Below are 14659 nucleotides of genomic sequence, written 5' to 3' on the forward strand. Positions count from 1 at the left end.
GATCCGATTGGGGGCGTCAACATCCCGCAGCGTTGCGACCGATGTCAACAGGTTCCCGAAGAGATAAGAAAGGACCTCGTGTCACGATGGACGACGAAGCGATGATCGCGCGGCGCGGTGGGACCCTGACGGCCGGAACGCCGCCGAGAAGATCCCGCGGCCGGCTCGCCGACGAGGTGTACGACACGCTGCTCGGACAGCTGATGTCACTACGGATCGAGCCCGGTTCCCGCGTCACCATCGATGCCCTGGCACGAGAGCTGGGCGTCTCGCAGACGCCGATCCGAGACGCTCTCAACCGCATGGAGTCCGAGGGCCTGGTCGTGCGCGTTCCCCATGCCGGCTATCGCATTCCCCCCCAGATCACCCGTCACCGATTCGAGGAGATGCTCGAGCTCCGCCTGCTTCTCGAACCGGCGGCGGCGCGCAGATCCGCGGAACGGGCGTCGTTGGAGCAGGTGGACGGCCTGCGGCGGATGCTTGAGGAGATGGCGGAGCTGGAGGGGGGCAGCGGGCGCATGGCGTACGGCGCCTTCGGGCTGCGCGACGCCGCCTTCCACGATCTCGTCGCCCTGAGCGGGGAGAACCAGGCCATCCGCGAAGCGCTCGCCCGCCTGCACACCCACGTGCACCTGTTCCGGCTTCTCCACGACACCCAGGTCACCCACCTGGCCATGGCCGAGCACGAGGAGGTCGTGGCCGCGATCGCCGCGCGCGACCCCGACGCCGCCGCCTACGCGATGCGCCGGCACATCCTGCGGTCGGGCGAGCGATTCCGGCGATTGTTCGATGAGGTCAAGGACGCGGACGAATCGCGGTAAAGGCTTGACGGGCGGGCCAGGCCGAGGAATGCTGGCGAAATCGGATCGGATCGGATTGGATCCGTCTCCCCCCGCCCCAGTTTCGAGGAGAAGCAGGTGCCCAGAGCGCTGCTCCTAGCCGGCGATGCCGCCGAGGAGCTCGACACCATGTATCCCTACTACCGCGTACAGGAGGGCGGCTGGGACGTCGACGTCTCGTCACGGACGAAGCGTGACATCCAGCTGGTCATCCACGAGTTCGACCCGAACTCCGACGCCTACGTGGAGAAGAACGGCCGGAAGCTGCCGGTCGACGTGACCTGGGCCGAGGTCGACGTCGAGCGCTATGACGCCCTCATCATCCCCGGAGGACGCGCCCCCGAGTGGATCCGGGTCGACCCCGACGTCAGGCGCATCACCGAGCACTTCTTCGCACGCAACCTCCCCATCGCGCTGGTGTGCCACGGCGCGCAGGTGCCGGCCGTGTACGGGCTGCTGAAGGGCCGGAAGACGGCGTGCTTCCCACCCATCACCGGTGACATGGAGAACGCCGGCGCGACGGTCATCGACGCTCCGGACGTCGTCGACGGCAACCTCGTCTCCTGCCGCGGCTGGCCCGACATGCCGCAGTTCGGCAAGGTGATGATGGAGGTCTTCTCGAAGTCCATCGACTCCGCGTCGGCATGAGCACACGTGAGGTGCCGACTGTGACGGAACTTCGGACCGTCACAGTCGGCGGCTCCCCCGTCCACGTCATGGACACCGGCACCGGTCCCGCGGTGCTGATGCTGCACGGCTCCGGACCCGGCACGACCGGATCCGGGGCCTGGGCGGCGACGGCACAGGCGCTGGGCGCGTCCTGGCGCCTCGTGGCCCCCGACCAGGCGGGGTTCGGCCGCACACCGATGCCGCCGGGCTCCCGGGGCGGGCTCCGGCTGTGGACGGAGCAGGCCGCGGGCCTGATGGACGCTCTCGGTGTCGAGCACTACGCCGTGGTGGGCCACTCCATGGGCGGTGCCGTGGCGCTGGCGTTGGCGGCCGCGCGTCCCCGGCAGGTCACCCATGTCGTGGCGGTCTCGACGATGGGCGCCCCCGGGGCGCCGCTGTCCCCCGACCTCGACGCGCTCTGGGCCGCCCCCGCCGGCCCTGCCGGGGCGCGAGACATGCTGAGCCGTCTCTTCTTCGACCAGGCGCTCGTGACCGAGTCGGCCGTCGCCGCCCGTGCGGAAGCGATGCTGGAGGGCGCGGCCGCGTACGCGTCGCTGTTCCCTCCACCCAGGGCACGCTGGGCCGACGACCTCACCCTCTCGGCGCCAACTCTTGCAGGGATCCGCGCGCCCGTGCTGCTCGTCCACGGCGCCGAGGACCGGGTCACCCCGCTCGGAACGGCGGCCCTGCCCCTGCTCGAACACCTGGCCGACGTCCGTCTGCACGTGTTCGGCCGATGCGGGCACGTGCCCGCGATCGAGCACCCGCACGAGTTCAGGCGGCTCCTGTCGTGCTTCCTCGGCCGGGAACGAGTGCACTGATCGCTGCGCCGGGCCCGCAGCCCGTGCTCAAGCGGACCGGCATGCAGCAGGCGTGTTCCGCGCGGAAGCGACGCCCTCCCCCAGGCCCGAGCCATGACGAGGCAGTGGCCGACGTCATCGGCCGACATGGTCCTATCGGCATCCGCGTGAACCACGCCGGGCGCAGTCACGCCGGTGCCGCGGAGGAAACCGGCGGCGCCGGCACCCCGCTCGGCCGCGTCGGCACCGCCGAGGAGGCCGCGCCGCCGCGGCGCTGTTCTGCATGGCCGACAACTACGTCACCGGCCAGATCATCACCGTCGACGGCGGCGAGAGCCTGGTCTGAGCCCGCCCGTCAGTGCAGCGTGGGGCGGTAGACGAGCTCCTGGATGCGGCCGTCGAGCGTCCGGCTCTCCAGCAGCTCCAGAGCGAAGTCCGCCGCGCCCGCGAAGACCGGGGCCTCCCCGTACGCCCCGTGATCATCAGCATGCGGGTCACCCACGCGTCGTGCACGTCGGCGTCCTCGCCGGCCTCGGCCAGGATCCGTACGAACTCGCGGAACGTCCCGAGCGCCGGCGCCGCTCCGGATGTCAGTTCCGCGATGTCAGCGCTGCGGGCTCAGGCCTGCCACGGCCAGCGTGAACAGGCGCTCGGCCGCCGCCCTGGGATCGGGGTGGTGCTCGGTGGCCAGCGCGATGCCGACCACCAGCGTGACCAGGTCGGCGACGGTGACCTCGCTGGACACCGCTCCGTCTCGGACCGCCCGGCGCAGCAGCGGCTCGCCTGCCTCCTCCATGCGGGCCGAGCAGGCGTTCTGGTGCGCCGCCTCGGCCTCGGCGTCGTAGGTGAGGACGTCGGCGAGCCCGCGGGCGCTCACGCAGTAGGCCAGCAGGTCGCCCAGCCACTCCAGCAGGGCGGCGCGGCCGTCGTCCGTGCCGGCCAGCTCGCCGGCGCGCTCGCACAGGGTGTCGACGCGCTGGTGGGAGACCGCCTCCAGCAGGGCGCGGCGGGTCGGGAAGTGGCGGCGCACGGTGGCCGAGCCGACCCCGGCGACGCGGGCGATCTGCTCCAGCGAGGCGTTCGCGCCATGGGCGGCGACCTCCTGCTCGGCCACGGCGAGGATGCGCGCGTAGTTGCGCCGGGCGTCCGCGCGCTGGCGCTCGGGCATGGCGTCATCACCCCATCGATAAGTGGCGGACCCCGCCGCTTCGGCTTGCTAAACGGCGGGGGCCGCCATATCGTACCGCGAAGATAAGCGGCGGACCCCGCCGTTTTCGTTCGGCAGAGGAGAGTCATGCCCACATCCACCGCACCCGTCCTGGTCACCGGCGTCACCGGCAGGCAGGGCGGCGCCACCGCCCGCGCCCTGCTCGCCGCCGGGGTCCCCGTCCGCGCCCTCGTCCGCAACCCTGACTCCGAACCCGCCAGAGCCATCCAGGCGGCCGGCGCCGAACTGGTCACCGGCGACCTGCTCGACCGCGGCTCCCTGGACCGCGCCGCCGAGGGCGCCCGCGCCGTCTTCTCCGTGCAGATGGCGCCCTTCACCGGGACCGGCTTCGACTTCGACGCCGAGGTGAGAATGGGCGTCAACCTCATCGAGGCCGCCAGGGCGGCCGGCGTCCCGCAGTTCGTGCACACCTCGGTCAGCGGCGCGGGCCGGCAGGAGGAGATCCCCGGCTGGAACGAAGGTCGCTGGAGCGCCCTGGAGCCTCCGCTCACCGCCAAGACCGCCATCCAGGACCGGCTCCGCACAGCCGGCTTCCCCCGCTGGACGCTGCTCAAGCCGTCCTTCTTCATGATCAACTTCCTGCCGTCCATGCGCTTTCTGTTCCCGCGCGGCATCGAGGGCGGCCTGGCCAGCCTGATCAAGCCGGACACCCGCGTCCCGCTCATCGACACCGAGGACGTCGGCGTCGCGGCCGCGGCCGCCATCACCGACCCCGACCGCTTCCACGAGGTCGAGCTGGAGCTGGCCGGCGACTTCCTGTCCATGAAGGAGATCGCCGCAGTCATGTCGCGCGCGCTGGGCGTCCCGCTGGAGGCGCCCGACATGACGCTCGAGCAGGCCAAGGCCGCAGGGATGCCGGACATGGGGATCGCACACGCGTACATGAACGTCCGGACCCAGCCCGCCCGGCCGGAATTCGCCCGCGATCTGGGCCTTCCCGTGACGAGCTTCCAGGAGTGGGCCGAACGCAACCTCAGCCCCACCGCCTGAACACAACCTCAGCCCCACCGCCCGGCACACCACGGCGCCGCGGCGTTCGCAACCGTTCTCATGGTCGCGCATGCCGGTTTCGTCGAAGGCGGCCGGGCCCGCTTCGGCGGACATCGCCCGCTCGGCACCGCACTTGCAGGATACCCCTAGGGGGTATTAGTTTCGGACGAGCAAACGAGGTCCACCTACATGTGTCGGAGCCGTCATGAGCGAGCACCACCACCACAACCAGATGGAGCATGAGCACGGGGAGCACCCGCCGACCATGGACCATGCGGCCCGTTCACATCACGGCGCCGGAACGAAGGCATCCTGGCGGACGGCCGCGTCCGCGACGCTGCACTGCCTGACCGGGTGCGCCATCGGCGAAGTGCTCGGCTTGGTGATTTCCACCGCGCTCGGCCGGACCACCGGCCCGTCCGTCGCCGTGGCCGTCGTGCTCGCCTTCTTCTTCGGCTATCTGCTGACCCTGCTGCCCCTCCGTAAGGCCGGAGTGGGCTGGGGCAGCGCGATCAAGCTGGCGCTGGCGGCCGATACCGTCTCCATCATCGTCATGGAGATCGTGGACAACGGCGTCATGATCGCCATCCCGGGCGCCATGGCCGCCACTTTGACGTCCGCGCTGTTCTGGGGCAGCCTGGCGCTCTCCCTGCTCGTCGCCTTCCTGGTCACCACGCCGATCAACAAGTGGATAATCGGCAGGGGCAAGGGACACGCCGTCGTCCACGCCTACCATCACTGAGCCGCGGCCGGCAGATCCTCTCGGCAAGCCGGCCGCTCGGCGACCGGGCGCGGGTCAGGGCCGCCGCTGGATTCTCGACTGTGACCACCGCGCCAGTGCCAGTGCGGCGGTGAGCAGGAAGGCCACCCCCGCGTAGACCGCCATCTCGGTGAACTGCTCCCGGCTCTCGGCCGCCGTCATCGACACGGTGAGCCGCACGACCACCGACATGATGTGCCGTACGACGGCGATGATGCCGACGATGATGAACGGCTCGAGCCGCAGCCGGCCGCCCTCCAGGTGGGTCAGGACGGTGGCGAAGATCTCCAGGACGATGAGCACGAGGAGGAGATCCTCGATGACGACGACGACCTTCTCCGTCCACCTCTCGCCGCCGCTCACCACCATGACGAACAACATGATCACTATGCCGCCCGCGATCGCCAGCAACGCCGCCGACACCACATAGAGGATCACGCGTTCGGCCGCGGCCAGCGCCTTCAGCAGCCGCACGTCCAGCTTCGTGCGCGCACCCCGGATGACCAGGGGGTGGTCCCCGTACCGCTGGTCCCGCGCGGGCGAGCCGTCGTTCACGGCTCGCCCGTGAACCGGTCGTGGTGGTCGGCGAGCGTGCCGTCCGATGGGCGGGGCTCGCAGCGCACCTCGATCTCGGGGGGCAGTCCGCTCACCTTGGTCTCGCCACTGCTCCACACCACGAGGTTGACCCGTCCACCGGCGAGCGGAAGCCCGGTGATCCTCAGCTCGCCGAACTTCTCCGGCAGCACCGGGGCCACCCACAGCCGGCCGTGCGGGATCCAGGGGTCGAAGCGCAGCAGCGCGCGCATGATCTGGACGGGGCTCGCCGCCGCCCACGCCTGGGGGGAGCACGACGTGGGATAGGGCACCGGGACGGGGAACTCCTTCCTGCCGAACCCGCAGAAGAGCTCGGGGAGCCGCCCGCCGAACGCCTCCGCAGCGTCCAGCAGGCCCATGGCCACCCGCTGCGCCTCGGCGACGAACCCGTAACGCATCAGGCCCGACACGATCAGGGCGTTGTCGTGCGGCCACACCGATCCGTTGTGGTAGCTCATCGGGTTGTAGGCGCCCATCGACGACGCGAGCGTGCGGACGCCGAACCCGGTGAACATCTCCTCCGACAGCAGGTGCCAGGCGACGTACTCCGCCTTGTCCTCGTCCACGATGCCGGTCCACAGGCAGTGGCCCATGTTGGAGGCCACGCTGTCGATGGGCCTGCCCTCGCGGTCCAGCCCGATCGCGTAACAGCCCCGCTCGGGAAGCCAGAAGAGCTCGTTGAACATGCGGCGGAGGGAGGACGCCTTGTCGAGGTAGCGGCGCTCGGTCTCGTGGTCGCCCGCCTCGTGCGCGAAGTGGCTGCGCGTGACGTAGGCGGCGTAGGCGTAGCCCTGTGCCTCCGCCAGGGCGATGGGCGCGCGGGCCAGGGTGCCGTCGGCGAAGTTCACCCCGTCGAAGGAGTCCTTCCAGCCCTGGTTGACCAGGCCCTTGTCGGTCTTGCGGCGATACCAGAGCAACCCCTCGATCGGGCCCGCGCGCTCGCCGTACTCCTCGATCCACGACAGCGCCGCGTCGGCGTGCGGCACGAGCTCCTCGACGGCCTCGCGATGGATGCCCCAGCGGTGCAGCTCGCCGAGGAGCACGACGTACAGCGGGGTGGCGTCGACCGAGCCGTAGTAGCAGGCGGCGCCGTGGGGGGAGACGCCCTGCCGCGCGCCGAACCGCAGCTCGTGCGGGATCTTCCCGGGCTCCTCCTCCGACAGCGGATCGATCTTCGTGCCCTGGAGCCGGGCCAGGCGGCGCAGCGTGCCGAGCGCCGGCGACTGGTCGAGCGGCAGCGCCATCCACGAGGTCAGCAGCGAGTCGCGGCCGAACAGCGTCATGAACCACGGCGCGCCGGCGGCTATCGTGGGCGGCTCGTCCGGGGACCCGGGCTCGTACAGCCGCAGCGACCCCAGGTCCTCCTTCGACCGCCGGAGCGTCATGGCCAGCACCGGATGGTCGGTGACCACGCACGGGCCGTGCCGCTGCCAGGCCGCCAGGCGCACGGCGGGCCTGGCGTGCTCGACGGGGTGACGCGTGGAGAACCACGCCTGCGACTCCTCGCCGTCGATGATCGGATTCACCTGGAGGGACGCCCTCCACTCCCCCCGGGCCGGTACGGCCACGCGGAAGCCGAGCAGCCCGGGAACGGCCAGCGCGTCGGCGGCCCTGATCACGGCGCCGCGTGCGCGGCTCGGCGAGTAGACCCGCAGGCTCGCCCCCTCGGGCACCAGCTCGACGTCGGGGACGTGCCGAACCCGGTTGATCTTCACCTCGAACAGGTCGGCGACGTCGGAGCCGATGTGGACGTCCACCACGCAGCCGGCCGGCTCGTCGGAGAGGTTGCGCAGCAGCAGGTCCTCCCGCAGGCCGCCCCCGACGTACCGGTCCCGCACCACCATCAGGGTGCTCTCCGCACGCCCCGGCCTCGGCTGCGTCCGGCCGAGGAACGTGGCGTGGTACGGCGCGCCCGCCAGCACCTGGAGCGGCTCGATCGGCGCGTCGTCCACCCGCAGCTCCCACCGGGACAGCAGCCGGGTGTCGGCGTGGTAGACGCCCTGCGGCCCGCCGGGCCGGATGTCGCCGTTCCAGGAGGAGACGCAGAACGAGCTCCCCTCGACAAGCGTCACGGTGCCGGCGCCCAGGGCGGCCGGCTGACCCTCGAACGTCCATGCGTCCGCCATACGATCCCTCCCCCGAACGGCGAACCTGCTGGAACCCTGCCGTCCCGGTCTCGGACCGCCACCGGGCAGGTCTCCCGGACCTCGGCGGGCGGGTGGCTCCGGCCCTCCCGCCTCGCCGGCTCGCGGGACTCGTGCTCGGCGACCTGCCGGATGGGTGCCGGGCCGGAGACAGAGCCCGCGGACGACGACATCGGGCAGCCGATACCCCCGTCCGAGTGGCGCAAACGCGCAGGCCAGTCGGCCTACCCGACGTGCACCCGGGGACGGCGTTCGGGATCGGGCTCGGCCTCCCGCAGGATCTCGCGGGTCATCGCCGGGACGTCGCCCACACCGAACACCAGATAACGGAGCATCGCGGCGACGGGGTTCTCCTCGGACCAGTGGAAGTAGATGTGCGGCAGCTTGAGGAAGCGGTTCCGGATGTAGAGCAGCAGGGCGGCCAGCGCGTTCGGGATCGAGGAGCTCTCCAGCCGGAGGATCCGGTGCCCGTGCCGCTCCTCGCCCCGGACGCTCAGCTCGGTCAGGAACTCCGACGCGTCCGGGACGGCGGCCTCCACGAACAGCACCGGCGTGGCCGGATCCAGCCGGTGGTTGCGCCACTGCTCGCGCAGCTTCTCCTCGTACTCCGCCCGGTCCCGCCGCTGCGGCTCGTTGGCGACCAGGTAGACCTCGTTGCCGGGCACCTCCCGGAGGAACCGCTCCGCCAGGGGGTCGAGGACCACGCGGGTGACCCGCAGCTCGGTGGACCGGGTCGCCCGGGAGATCAGCGAGGTGACCACGATGGCCGCGATGAAGAACGACGCGATCTTCACACCGTCCGGCCGCTCGATCACGTTCGCCACCAGCGTGTAGATCAGGACGAGGGTGATGGCCGCGTACGCCGCCGCCGCGCGCCTGCGGCGCCGGTGGGCCGAGACCGTGACCGCGACGGCCGCCGAGAGGATCAGCACGAGGACTCCGGTGGCGTACGCCCCGCCCTGCGCCGTCACGCTCGCCTGGAAGATCACGGTGATGGCGAACGCGACCGCCGTGAAGACCAGGACGAGCGGCCGGACCGCCCGCGTCCAGTCCGGGGCCATGCCATACCGGGGAAGGTAGCGGGGAACGAGGTTGAGCAGGCCCGCCATCGCGGAGGCGCCGGCGAACCACAGGATCGCGATCGTGCTCACGTCGTACAGCGTGCCGAACCCGTTCCCGAGGTAGGCGTGAGCCAGGTACGCCAGGGCCCGGCCGTCGGCCCTGCCGCCCTCCCGGAACTCCCGCGACGGGATCAGCACGCTCGTGACGAAGCTGCTGGCGATCAGGAAGACGCTCATGACCAGGGCCACCGTCGTCAGCAGCCTCTTGGCTCCCCTGATCCGTCCCGGCAGATCCCCCTTGATCAGCGGCATGACGGCCACCCCGGTCTCGAACCCGGACAGGCCGAGGGCGAGCTTGGGCATGACGAGCAGGGACAGCAGCACCATCGACGCCGGCCCGCCGTGCGAGGACAGCAGAGCCTGCTTCCAGCCGGCGAACAGGACGGGCCGGTCGGCGAGATGGAGCACGGCTGCCGTCACCACCACGACGTTGAGCGACAGGTAGACGCCCACGAGGACGACGGCGAGGCCGATCGCCTCGCTGAAGCCCATCAGGAACACGCCGCCGAGCAGCGCCAGCAGGCCGAGCGTCACGGCCATCTGGTGCCCTTGGAGGGCACGCGGCACGAAGGGGTTCTCCAGGATGTGCGCTGCCGCGTCGGCCGCCGACAGCGTCATCGTGATCACGAAATCGGTGGCCGCGAACCCGAGCAGCACCAGGACGAACAGCTTGCCCCACCACCTCGGAGCGAGCCGTTCGAGCATGGCGACCGAGCCCTGGCCGTACGGGCTCTCCACCGCCACCCGCCGGTAGACCGGCAGCGCGCCGAACAGCGTCAGCGCGACGAGGAACAACGTCGCGACGGGCGACAGCAGGCCCACCGCCAGCGCGGCGATCCCCGGCTGGTAGCCGAGGGTGGAGAAGTAGTCGAGACCGGTGAGGCACATGACCCGCCACCAGGCATGCCGCCTGTGCGGCGCCTCCATCACGTGGGGCCCGGCGGGCATCACGTCCTCGTGCTGAAGCCCCTCCAGGAGCCAGGAACGGACCCTGTCCCTGGTCCTGGTCGCCATGCCGCCCACGCTCGCCCTACCCCACTCCTAGATCTCCCTCCAACCGGCGCTGGAGTTCGCGCACACGAGCGCGTCGACGCGGTCGGCCAGGTACGCGTCGCGCTGGCCCGCGCTCATCTTGTCCCAGTCGGCCCGTGGAACCCGGATCTCCTCGCTGACGACGTCGTGCCTGCACTGGAAGAACAGCTCGACCGTCACCGTGTCGCCCATGTCGTCTGCCGGCATCGCTCACCCCTCCGCCCACCGCTCACGCGACGGCGGCCGCTCGTCGAAGACGAGGCGCCCGCCGAGCTGGCTGTAAAGCTCCAGCTGGTCGAAGTAGATGCGGTGACTGATGATCCTGTCGTTGCCCACCGAACAGGTGCTGGTGCCCCGGATGGCGACATGGCGGCCGGTTCGTTCCAGCACCTGGCCCCCGGGCAGCAGGAAGGGCCCGGCGTGGGTGCCGGTGAGCAGCCATTCGGTCACCGCCGGATCGGCGCACAGGACGGTGTGCCAGACCGTAATGCGCATGTCGGGGAAGCCCCTGAACAGATCTTCGTAGTAAGAGGCGATCTGCTCGTGTCCCTCCGCGACGCCCGCCGGGGTCACCAGGACCGCGTCCCGACTGTGACACTGGATCACCTCGTCCAGATCGTGCCTGTTGAAGGCGTCGTGCAGCCTTTGCTTGAGCCAGCGGGCGTCCGGCATGCGCATGGCGCGTCCCCCCTCACCGCCATGGCGGACCGCGAGGCCCGCGGCCGCGACGGGAGGGTCAGCCGATGCCGGCGGGATGCAGGACGACCTTGGTCCAGCCGGGATCCCTCCGGTCGAAGTGCTCGTAGCCGCCGGGCGCGTCGTCCAGATTCAGCTCGTGTGAGACGACCCACGACGGCCGGGCCTTCCCCTGGTGGATGAGGGTGCAGAGCTGCCGGTTGTAGTTCTTGACGTTGCACTGACCGTTGCCCATGGTCTGGCCCTTGAACCAGAACATCCCGTAGTCGAAGGCGATCTCGCCCTGCTTGTAGAGGTCGTCGGGGCTGCCGGGATCCGTGGGGATGTACACGCCCACGACCCCGATCGTCCCGGCGAACCTCACCGACTTGACGAGGTTGTTCAGCGTCATGTTGGGATGCTCGTGCCCCTGGGGGTCGTGCGCCTGGTAGCCCACGCACTCGCAGCCCCGGTCGGCGCCCCTGTCGTGCGTGAGCTCCATGACCTGGTCGACCGGCGATGCCTTGGAGTCGTCGATCGGGATCGCCCCGATCTCCTCGGCCTTGGCCAGCCGGTCCGGGTGGCGGTCCACGACCATCACCATGCCCGCGCTCTTGAACATCGCGGAGTAGGCGGCCATCAGGCCGACCGGCCCCGACCCGTAGATCACGACCGAGTCGCCGGCCTGCACACAGGCGAGCTGGGTCGCGTGCCAGCCGGTGGGCCAGATATCGGCCAGCATGACGTAGTCGGTCTGCCTCTCCCGCGCGTCGTCCGGCAGGACAAGGCAGTTGAAGTCGCCGAACGGCACGCGCAGCAGCTCGGCCTGGCCGCCGTTGTACGGGCCCATGTCCGCGAAGCCGTAAGCGGCCCCGTCAACCCCCGGCTCCGGGTTGGTGGTGAGGCAGAAGGCGGTCAGGCCGCTCTCGCAGTTGGCGCAGAAGCCGCACGCGACGTTGAACGGCACGCAGACCATGTCGCCGACGCGGACGCGTACCACTCCCGGCCCCACCTCGACCACCTCGCCGAGGTTCTCGTGGCCGAGGACACGGCCCGGCTCCAGGTCGGTCCGGCCTTCGTACATGTGCAGGTCCGACCCGCAGATGTTGCTCGTGGTGACGCGGACCAGAACATCGGTGGGCATCTCTATCCGCGCGTCCGGCACGTTCTTGACACCGACCTGCCGGGGTCCTTCGTATACGACTGCCTTCATGATGTCCTCGCTTCTAGAGAAGCAGCTCGAAAACGCGGATCACGCGTTCCCACTGCTCGGTCCTCGGATTCTTCAGGCCGGGATCGAGGATGGTGAACGTGCGCGCCAGCGCCAGCGACAGCCCGCCGGCGATCTCGGGCAGCCTTTTCGTCACCTCCTCGCCGATGGACAGGTCGAGCGGGGGCAACGCCGCGAGCTGCTCCAGGATCGGTTTCAGCTCGATGTCCTCGTCGAGGTCGCGGAACCGGTGGATGCTCTCCTGGAGGCCCTTGGTGATGGGCAGGTCCCAGGTCTCGATGATGTCCCGGACGTTCGCCTTCGCGTGGGCCTCGCCGATCACCAGCAGGTCGTACAGCTTCTGGTTCACGAAGTCGCTGTAGCGCCGGAGATCCTCCTTGTCGACGTCGAGGCCCGCCGCCTTCCTGAAGAACCGCTCGAACCTCGGCACCGCCATCACTTCTGCCATCGCCAGTCCCCTTCCTCCCCGCGTGGGCCTCAGCCCCTCAGCTGAAGGTGTTCGTGCACGAGGCGCACGGCCATCGCGCCCTCGCCGACGGCCGACGCGACCCGTTTGATCGACCCGTTCCGCACGTCGCCGGCCGCGAACACACCCGCTCTGCTGGTCTCCAGCGGGAACGGCCGGCCGGCGGAGTCGGGTACGCCCTTCCTGCCGGAGCGAGCGGCGTCCAGCCCGGTCAGGATGTATCCCCGGGAGTCGAGCGCGACCTCGTCGGCCAGCCACCGGCTGTACGGCTCCGCACCGATGAAGACGAACATCGCGCGGGCCTCGAGGGTGAACCGCTCCCCGGTCACGTTGTCCTCGGCGACGACCGCCTCGAGCGTCTGCTCCCCGACCAGCCGCCGGACCTGGGTGTTCAGCATCACCTGAATGCCGGGGTGTTGTTCGATCTCGACCGCCAGATAGCGGGACATGTTCCTGGTCAGCGCGTCGTCGCGTACGAGCAGGCGGACGGAGGCGACGTGCTGGGCGAGGAACAGTGCCGCCTGGCCGGCCGAGTTGCCCCCGCCCACGACGACGACCGGGTCCCGGCTGCACATCTGTGCCTCGAACGCGGTGGCCGCGTAGTAGACGCTGGTCGCCTCGAACCTCTCCAGGTCGGGCACGTCGAGTTTCCGGTACCGGACGCCCGTCGCTATGAGCAGCGCCCGCGTCTGGATCACCGCCCCTTCCTTCACGGTGACCACGTGATGGCCTTCCTGCTCTTGGAGCGTGCACGCCTCGGCCGGAATGGAGAACTGCGCGCCGAACTTGCGGGCCTGGATCTCCGCCCGCTCGGCCAGCTCGCCGCCGGAGAGCCCGGCGGGGAAGCCGAGGTAGTTCTCGATCCGCGACGAGGTGCCCGCCTGACCGCCCGTCGCCACGCTGTCGAGGACGATCGTCGTGAGGCCCTCCGAGGCGCCGTACACCGCCGCGGCCAGCCCCGCCGGACCGGCTCCGACGACGAGCAGGTCCCAGCCGCTCTCCCGCGGCGCGGGCGCCGGCAGGCCGATCAACTTGGCCAGCTCCGCGTTCGTCGGATTGCGCAGCACCTTCTCACCGCGCCAGATCACGAACGGGGTCTCCTGCGGAGTGAGACCCATCCGCTGCAGGAGGCTCTCGACGTCGGTGTCCTCTTCCAGGTCGATCCACCGGTGCGGCAGCCGGTTGCGGGCCGCGAACTCACGCAGCCGCCGGCAGTCCGGCGAGTAGCGGGAGCCGATGATGCGGAAGCCGGCCCCGAGCCCGATGAGCATCGAGCGGCGAATCAGGTAGGCGCGCAGGACGAGATCGCCCAGCGTCTCGTCCTCGGTGACCAACCGGCGGAGCTCCTCGGCGGGCACGGCGAGCGCCTCACCGTCCTCCGCCACCACGGCCGTGATGAAGCCGGCCTGGCCGGTGAGCACGTTGAGATCGCCCAGGAACCGGCCGGCCCCGTGGATGCCGATCAGCTGATCGTCGAATCCGTATCCCTTGACCTCCGCGACCTTGCCTGCCAGGACGACCAAGAAGGCGACGCACGGGTCGCCCTCCGCGAACAGAACGTCCTCCCGGCGGGCCGACCGCCGCTCGCCGCAGGCGGACAGCGCCTGGATCTGCGCCTCGCTCAGCCGAGGGTAGGCCCCCTGCAGGTCGGGGGTCTCGACCAGCTCATCCGGCCAGCGCATCGCCGACCCACTCCCGCAACACGGGTGCCGGCGCCGCCCCGGCCCGCCGGGCCACGACCTTCCCCTGCTTCATCACAACGAGCGTCGGGACGGCCTGCACGCCGAAGCGCCGCGAGGTTTCCGGTGCCTCGTCGATGTTCACCTTCACCAGCTTGATCCGCCCGGCCAGCTCGGTGGCGACCTGGTGGAGCGCCGGGCTCACCATGCGGCATGGTCCGCACCAGGACGCCCAGAAGTCGACGACGACCGGAATCGGCGCCGCCTCGGCGACCTCGGCGAAGTCCTCGTCCCCCGCGTCAACCACCCAGGGCAGCGATTCGCGGCACTCGCCGCAGCGCGGGACTCCGGCACCCGCCCGCGGCACGCGGTTGTTGCGGCCGCAGTGCGGGCACCGGACGACGCTCGATTCCGCGACCTTCGGCGGCATC

General features: G+C 70.6%; 16 protein-coding genes. 5 read left to right on the top strand and 11 right to left on the bottom strand.

The window, feature by feature from the left end; all coding sequences use genetic code 11:
- Positions 1 to 86 precede the first annotated feature (86 nt).
- From FLV34_RS29380 to FLV34_RS29390, 3 genes are all read left to right on the top strand, one after another.
- Positions 87 to 821, top strand: a complete 735-nt coding sequence (locus FLV34_RS29380; protein ID WP_142647728.1) for a GntR family transcriptional regulator — start codon at positions 87 to 89, stop codon at positions 819 to 821.
- 96 nt (positions 822 to 917) lie between these two features.
- The gene (locus FLV34_RS29385; RefSeq protein WP_142647730.1) at positions 918 to 1487 is read left to right on the top strand and encodes a DJ-1/PfpI family protein; all 570 of its coding nucleotides are present in this window, start codon (positions 918 to 920) and stop codon (positions 1485 to 1487) included.
- A 20-nt stretch (positions 1488 to 1507) separates the two neighbouring features.
- Positions 1508 to 2329, top strand: coding sequence for an alpha/beta fold hydrolase (locus tag FLV34_RS29390; protein ID WP_147944646.1), 822 nt, complete (start codon positions 1508 to 1510; stop codon positions 2327 to 2329).
- Positions 2330 to 2663: 334 nt separating this feature from the next.
- On the opposite strand, the gene FLV34_RS40805 is transcribed toward FLV34_RS29390, so the two are convergent.
- Both FLV34_RS40805 and FLV34_RS29405 read right to left on the bottom strand, forming a co-directional pair.
- Positions 2664 to 2810 carry a hypothetical protein gene (locus FLV34_RS40805; protein ID WP_240971394.1) on the bottom strand — a complete coding sequence of 49 codons (147 nt, stop codon included), beginning with the start codon at positions 2808 to 2810 and terminating at the stop codon, positions 2664 to 2666.
- Positions 2811 to 2912: 102 nt separating this feature from the next.
- Positions 2913 to 3476 carry a TetR/AcrR family transcriptional regulator gene (locus FLV34_RS29405; RefSeq protein ID WP_147944647.1) on the bottom strand — a complete coding sequence of 188 codons (564 nt, stop codon included), beginning with the start codon at positions 3474 to 3476 and terminating at the stop codon, positions 2913 to 2915.
- Positions 3477 to 3602: 126 nt separating this feature from the next.
- Between FLV34_RS29405 and FLV34_RS29410 the strand changes: the two genes are divergently transcribed.
- Both FLV34_RS29410 and FLV34_RS29415 read left to right on the top strand, forming a co-directional pair.
- Positions 3603 to 4526: an NmrA/HSCARG family protein gene (locus tag FLV34_RS29410; RefSeq protein ID WP_147944648.1), complete on the top strand. Its 924-nt coding sequence runs from the start codon at positions 3603 to 3605 to the stop codon at positions 4524 to 4526.
- Positions 4527 to 4731: 205 nt separating this feature from the next.
- Positions 4732 to 5268 (top strand): DUF4396 domain-containing protein, encoded by a 537-nt coding sequence (locus tag FLV34_RS29415; protein WP_142647738.1) that lies wholly within the window; start codon positions 4732 to 4734, stop codon positions 5266 to 5268.
- A 54-nt stretch (positions 5269 to 5322) separates the two neighbouring features.
- On the opposite strand, the gene FLV34_RS29420 is transcribed toward FLV34_RS29415, so the two are convergent.
- The 9 genes from FLV34_RS29420 to trxA all read right to left on the bottom strand — a co-directional run bounded on the left by FLV34_RS29420 (position 5323) and on the right by trxA (position 14658).
- Positions 5323 to 5841, bottom strand: a complete 519-nt coding sequence (locus FLV34_RS29420) for a phosphate-starvation-inducible PsiE family protein (RefSeq protein ID WP_142647740.1) — start codon at positions 5839 to 5841, stop codon at positions 5323 to 5325.
- On the bottom strand, positions 5838 to 8006 hold the full coding sequence (locus FLV34_RS29425; protein WP_142647741.1) for a glycogen debranching N-terminal domain-containing protein: 2169 nt from the start codon (positions 8004 to 8006) through the stop codon (positions 5838 to 5840). Before FLV34_RS29425 ends, FLV34_RS29420 begins: the two co-directional genes overlap by 4 nt.
- Before the next feature lie 242 nt (positions 8007 to 8248).
- Positions 8249 to 10159, bottom strand: a complete 1911-nt coding sequence (locus FLV34_RS29430; protein WP_142647743.1) for an amino acid transporter — start codon at positions 10157 to 10159, stop codon at positions 8249 to 8251.
- 27 nt (positions 10160 to 10186) lie between these two features.
- A complete protein-coding gene (locus tag FLV34_RS29435) occupies positions 10187 to 10384 on the bottom strand; it encodes a hypothetical protein (RefSeq protein ID WP_142621515.1) in 198 nt (65 codons plus the stop codon).
- Positions 10385 to 10387: 3 nt separating this feature from the next.
- A complete protein-coding gene (locus FLV34_RS29440; protein ID WP_205830224.1) occupies positions 10388 to 10855 on the bottom strand; it encodes an ester cyclase in 468 nt (155 codons plus the stop codon).
- Between the two features lie 58 nt (positions 10856 to 10913).
- Entirely contained in the window at positions 10914 to 12065 is a 1152-nt protein-coding gene (locus tag FLV34_RS29445; protein ID WP_142647745.1) for a glutathione-independent formaldehyde dehydrogenase, read from the bottom strand.
- A 13-nt stretch (positions 12066 to 12078) separates the two neighbouring features.
- Positions 12079 to 12531, bottom strand: coding sequence for a DUF1931 family protein (locus tag FLV34_RS29450; RefSeq protein ID WP_142647747.1), 453 nt, complete (start codon positions 12529 to 12531; stop codon positions 12079 to 12081).
- Positions 12532 to 12560: 29 nt separating this feature from the next.
- Entirely contained in the window at positions 12561 to 14231 is a 1671-nt protein-coding gene (locus FLV34_RS29455) for a cyclic nucleotide-binding domain-containing thioredoxin-disulfide reductase (protein WP_147944649.1), read from the bottom strand.
- Entirely contained in the window at positions 14215 to 14658 is a 444-nt protein-coding gene (gene trxA / locus FLV34_RS29460) for a thioredoxin (RefSeq protein WP_142647750.1), read from the bottom strand. Before trxA ends, FLV34_RS29455 begins: the two co-directional genes overlap by 17 nt.
- Position 14659 lies beyond the last annotated feature (1 nt).

This window comes from Microbispora sp. CSR-4 (genome assembly GCF_008033685.1).
Lineage (GTDB): Bacteria > Actinomycetota > Actinomycetes > Streptosporangiales > Streptosporangiaceae > Microbispora.

Bases quoted from the DNA above. Each gene is read 5' to 3' on its own strand.
- FLV34_RS29380 (WP_142647728.1), top strand. From the start codon at position 87: ATGGACGACGAAGCGATGATCGCGCGGCGCGGTGGGACCCTGACGGCC.
- FLV34_RS29405 (WP_147944647.1), bottom strand. From the start codon at position 3,476: ATGCCCGAGCGCCAGCGCGCGGACGCCCGGCGCAACTACGCGCGCATC.
- FLV34_RS29410 (WP_147944648.1), top strand. From the start codon at position 3,603: ATGCCCACATCCACCGCACCCGTCCTGGTCACCGGCGTCACCGGCAGG.
- FLV34_RS29415 (WP_142647738.1), top strand. From the start codon at position 4,732: ATGAGCGAGCACCACCACCACAACCAGATGGAGCATGAGCACGGGGAG.
- FLV34_RS29425 (WP_142647741.1), bottom strand. From the start codon at position 8,006: ATGGCGGACGCATGGACGTTCGAGGGTCAGCCGGCCGCCCTGGGCGCC.
- FLV34_RS29430 (WP_142647743.1), bottom strand. From the start codon at position 10,159: ATGGCGACCAGGACCAGGGACAGGGTCCGTTCCTGGCTCCTGGAGGGG.
- FLV34_RS29435 (WP_142621515.1), bottom strand. From the start codon at position 10,384: ATGCCGGCAGACGACATGGGCGACACGGTGACGGTCGAGCTGTTCTTC.
- FLV34_RS29440 (WP_205830224.1), bottom strand. From the start codon at position 10,855: ATGCGCATGCCGGACGCCCGCTGGCTCAAGCAAAGGCTGCACGACGCC.
- FLV34_RS29445 (WP_142647745.1), bottom strand. From the start codon at position 12,065: ATGAAGGCAGTCGTATACGAAGGACCCCGGCAGGTCGGTGTCAAGAAC.
- FLV34_RS29450 (WP_142647747.1), bottom strand. From the start codon at position 12,531: ATGGCAGAAGTGATGGCGGTGCCGAGGTTCGAGCGGTTCTTCAGGAAG.
- FLV34_RS29455 (WP_147944649.1), bottom strand. From the start codon at position 14,231: ATGCGCTGGCCGGATGAGCTGGTCGAGACCCCCGACCTGCAGGGGGCC.
- trxA (WP_142647750.1), bottom strand. From the start codon at position 14,658: ATGCCGCCGAAGGTCGCGGAATCGAGCGTCGTCCGGTGCCCGCACTGC.